The organism is Bradyrhizobium sp. (assembly GCF_019244115.1).
Taxonomy (GTDB): Bacteria; Pseudomonadota; Alphaproteobacteria; order Rhizobiales; family Xanthobacteraceae; genus Bradyrhizobium.
Genome location: NZ_JAFATE010000141.1, coordinates 1 through 3982, shown reverse-complemented (window position 1 = coordinate 3982; position 3982 = coordinate 1). Strand labels below are relative to the sequence as shown.

3 protein-coding genes are annotated in these 3982 nt (G+C 66.4%); all 3 read left to right on the top strand.

Going from position 1 to position 3982, the window contains the following annotated elements:
- Nucleotides 1-72: 72 nt before the first annotated feature.
- The 3 genes from JOZ76_RS06415 to JOZ76_RS06405 all read left to right on the top strand — a co-directional run bounded on the left by JOZ76_RS06415 (nt 73) and on the right by JOZ76_RS06405 (nt 3854).
- Nucleotides 73-951 (top strand): protein-L-isoaspartate O-methyltransferase family protein, encoded by an 879-nt coding sequence (locus JOZ76_RS06415; RefSeq protein ID WP_291697788.1) that lies wholly within the window; start codon nt 73-75, stop codon nt 949-951.
- A 630-nt stretch (nt 952-1581) separates the two neighbouring features.
- The gene (locus JOZ76_RS06410; RefSeq protein WP_291697787.1) at nt 1582-2334 is read left to right on the top strand and encodes an ABC transporter ATP-binding protein; all 753 of its coding nucleotides are present in this window, start codon (nt 1582-1584) and stop codon (nt 2332-2334) included.
- Entirely contained in the window at nt 2331-3854 is a 1524-nt protein-coding gene (locus tag JOZ76_RS06405) for a permease (protein WP_291697786.1), read from the top strand. The genes JOZ76_RS06410 and JOZ76_RS06405 overlap by 4 nt, the downstream gene beginning before the upstream one ends.
- Nucleotides 3855-3982: the final 128 nt, after the last annotated feature.

The following is a 3982-nucleotide window of genomic DNA, read 5'->3' as shown; positions in this document are numbered from 1 at the left end:
CGAAAAAATTTTCGACATGTCCGCGCGGGCTCGCCCCGGCCGCATCGCTTGCATCGCAACGAGGAGAGACCCATGGACGACAGCTTGGCGGCGGCACGCCGCTGGTATGCCGAAGACCTCAGATGCAGGGCTCCGGTGCTACGCAATTTTCACTTGATCGACGCGTTCGCCGCCGTGCCGCGCGAACGTTTCGTTGGCCCCGGACCATGGCGCATCATCGCACACCCTTCCGAGCCGTTCCTCAGCCCCGACGATGATCCGCGTTGGCTCTACCATGACGTGCTGGTGACGATCGACGCGAGCCGCGACCTCAACAACGGGCAACCCAGCTTCTGGGCGCGCAATCTGGAGCATCTCGATCTGGTGCGCGGCGAACGCGTGCTCCAGGTCGGTGCGGGGACCGGATATTATTCGGCGGTGCTGGCCGAGATCGTTGGAGCCGCCGGCCACGTCACGGCCGTCGAGATCGATCCGGTCCTGGCGTCGCAGGCCCGCGCGAATCTCGCGGACTGGCCGCAAGTCGATGTGGTCTCGGGCGACGGCCGGGCCGTCGATGCCGGCGAGTTCGACGTCGTCATCGTGTTCGCCGGATCCACTCACCCATCGCGGCAATGGCTCGATCGTCTTGCGGAGGGTGGCCGCCTGCTGATGCCGATGACCAATGAGTCCAGGTGGGGCTTTCTGCTGCGCGTGATCCGGCATGGAGACGGCTTCGCGGCCTGCTCGATCGGCGGGGTCGGCATCTATCCCTGCGCGGGAGGACGCGACGAGGAGGCTGGAAAACGCCTGCATGCCGCGCTCGAAAGCCTGTCGCCCGGAAGGGTCCCGATCCATGCGCTGCATGTCGGCGATCCCGCCCCTCAGGACGCCGCGAGGGTCTGGTATCACGCGCCCGGATTCTGGCTGGAGCGCCAGCCTGCCGAGACGGACGCAACAGCGCCGGAGGTCTGACCTCCGGGCCGTGCAACGCTGATTCTCTCTCCTTCCAGTCCCTCCTGCAAAAATATTTTGCTTCCGTTTTCCAGAAAACTATGGTTCACTCCGGCCGTCCCGTGCTCATCGGAGGGCGCTTCGCGATCGTCACGAACGTGGAGCGCGGGATGCGATGGACGCGATGGTGTCAGCGCGCAGTCTCTGTGCGGACGAATGACGTCATTGCGTACGGCAAAGCCGTGTGGTCCTGGCCTCCCGACGCTGAGGTCAAGTCGCGCGAGATGATCGCGCGGCGACGGGGGCAAGAAAGCCCGGTCCCCGAGGAGGGCGCGGTATAAGCCGTAAACCCATTGCGCAGGGAATGCCGGACTTGGCTGAACCTGTGGTTACTGCCGCCAGCTTTCTTTTTGCTGGCGGGCCATGGGTGAGGCCTTCACCCGGCATTCCCTGCGCCCTCTTGCAATCTTGAGGGCGAGCTCTTCGCAAAACTCGGACGCGATCGCGCCGCAAGAACGTAGGCGCTCATCCTCCGGTTGTTTGAAGTGTGGGCGGCGCGCGTCTCACGCGGCAGAATCTTGCGCGCTTGCGATTCACCGCACCGAAACATCTTGCCGTCATGGTCACAATCGGTTGCGAGCTCTGGATGACATGACATCAGAACCGACTGCGCTGCAGGTGCGAGGGTTAACAAAGCGTTTTGACCGCCCCGCGGTCGACGCGCTCGATCTGACCGTCCGCACCGGCGAGTTCTATGCGCTGGTTGGCCCCAACGGCGCCGGCAAGACCACGACGCTGCGCATGATAGCAGGCCTGCTGCCGCCGGACGGCGGCGCGATCTCGATTTTTGGTATCGACGCCCTGCACGACCCGGTTGCCGCCAAACAGGTGATGGCCTGGGTCTCCGACGAGCCGATGATCTATGACAAGCTGACGCCCGAAGAATATCTGGAATTCGTCGCCGGCCTCTGGGGCATCGCGCCGACGCGCGCGCGGAACTCCGCGCGACAATTGTTGATTTCGCTTGGCCTCGAAGCCCATCTCGGCGAGCGCTGCGAAGGTGTTTCCAAGGGCATGCGCCAGAAGGTCGCGCTTGCTGGCGCGCTGATCCACGATCCGCGCCTGATCATCCTGGACGAACCGCTCACCGGGCTCGACGCCGTGTCGGCTCGCCATGTGAAGAACCTGCTGGGCGACCGGGTGCGGGCCGGCTGCACCGTGATCATGACCACGCATATTTTGGAGGTGGCGGAGCGCATGGCGGACCGGATCGGCGTCATCGCAGCGGGGCGGCTGATCGCCGAGGGAACGCTCGCCGAACTGCGTCAGATGAGCGGAGGCACCGACCATAGCCTTGAAGAGCTGTTCATCGCGCTGGTCGATCCCGAGGCCGCCGCGGCATGAGTTCGGTCACGACGCTCGCATGGTTTGCGCGACACGAGCTGCGGCTCGCCTGGCGCGAATGGCTGGCCATGATCGCAGGACGACAACGGCGGCGACGCGCCGCGATCATTGGACTCGTCATCTTCGCCGCACTGTTGCATCTGCCCGCCTGGGCCGTGATCGGACGCTATGCGGAGCTGCCGACGCCGCTGGATGCGACGTCTCTGGTCGTGATCTCGGCGACGATCTGCCTCGGCTGGGCGCTGATCCTGTCGCAGGCGATCGAGTCCGCGACGCGGGTGTTTTACGCCCGCGCCGATCTCGACCTCATCATGTCGTCGCCGGCACGGCTCACAAGCCTGTTTTCGGTCCGGATCTCGGCGATCGCGCTCTCGGTCACGGCCGTGGCGCTGTTGTTTGCGGCGCCCTTCGTCGACGTCCTGCTGTTCGGCGGCGGAAACAGATGGCTCGCAGCCATCGGCGTCGTGATCGCCAGCGGCCTGTCGGCGACGGCCGTTGCGATCGCGGTCACGATCATGCTGTTCCGGCTGATCGGCCCGGCCCGGACGCGGCTGGTCGCGCAGATCGTCGCGGCGATCATCGGCGCGGGCTTTGTCATCGCGCTGCAGGTCGCTGCGATCCTGTCCTCCGGCACGCTGTCGCGCTTTGCGATCCTCACCTCCGACTCCGTGGTCGCGCTCGCGCCGTCGGCCGACAGCATCATCTGGTGGGCGGCGCGCGCGGTCACCGGCGACGTGACCGCACTGCTGCCGTTGCTCTCCGCGAGCCTCGCCCTGCTCGGGAGCGTGATGGCGATCTTTTCACCGCGCTTCGCCGAGACCGCGGCCAGCGCATCGGCGCGCGCCGCGCCCGGTCGCAAGGCTTCCGCCATCGGACAATTTCGCGTTCGCTCGCCTCAGCAGGCGCTGCGGCGGAAGGAATTTCTCCTGCTCGTGCGTGACCCCTGGCTGCTCTCGCAGACCTTGATGCAGCTGCTCTATCTGGTGCCGCCTGCGTTGCTGTTGTGGCGAAGCTTCGCCGACCATTCGATCGGCCTCGTGCTGGTCACGCCGGTCGTCGTCATGGCTGCGGGCCAGCTCGCGGGCGGGCTCGCCTGGCTGACGATTTCGGGCGAGGACGCCCCAGACCTCGTCGGCACGGCGCCGCTGCGACAGACGCAGATCATCCGCGCCAAGATCGAAATGGTGCTGGCCGCGATCGGCGCCGTCTTCGCGCCGCTTCTGGCGGGACTGTGCCTTGCCTCACCCTGGCAGGCCGCGATCACCGGCGCCGGCGTCGCGGTCGCCGCGCTGTCGGCAACCGCGATCCAGCTGTGGTTTCGGATGCAGGCCAGGCGCAGCCAGTTCCGCCGCCGCCAGACCTCATCGCGGCTTGCGACCTTTGCCGAAGCCTTCTCCTCGATCGGCTGGGCCGCAACCGCGGCCCTGGTACTGACGATCCCCCTCGCCGGACTCATGAGCGGGCTGATGACGGCCGCGCTGATGGCCGTGACCTGGAAGCTCAGTCCAAGCCGGGAGTGACGGCTAGCCTTCCAGCACCTCCACCACCGCAGCAACAAACGCCTCCGGCGCCTCCTGCGGCAGATTGTGGCCGACGCCGGGAACGACGCGATGAACACGGCGGTCCGTGAATCGCGCCGCCTGCGCAG

Coding starts and splice junctions, on each gene's coding strand:
- JOZ76_RS06415 (WP_291697788.1), top strand. CDS start 73: ATGGACGACAGCTTGGCGGCGGCACGCCGCTGGTATGCCGAAGACCTC.
- JOZ76_RS06410 (WP_291697787.1), top strand. CDS start 1,582: ATGACATCAGAACCGACTGCGCTGCAGGTGCGAGGGTTAACAAAGCGT.
- JOZ76_RS06405 (WP_291697786.1), top strand. CDS start 2,331: ATGAGTTCGGTCACGACGCTCGCATGGTTTGCGCGACACGAGCTGCGG.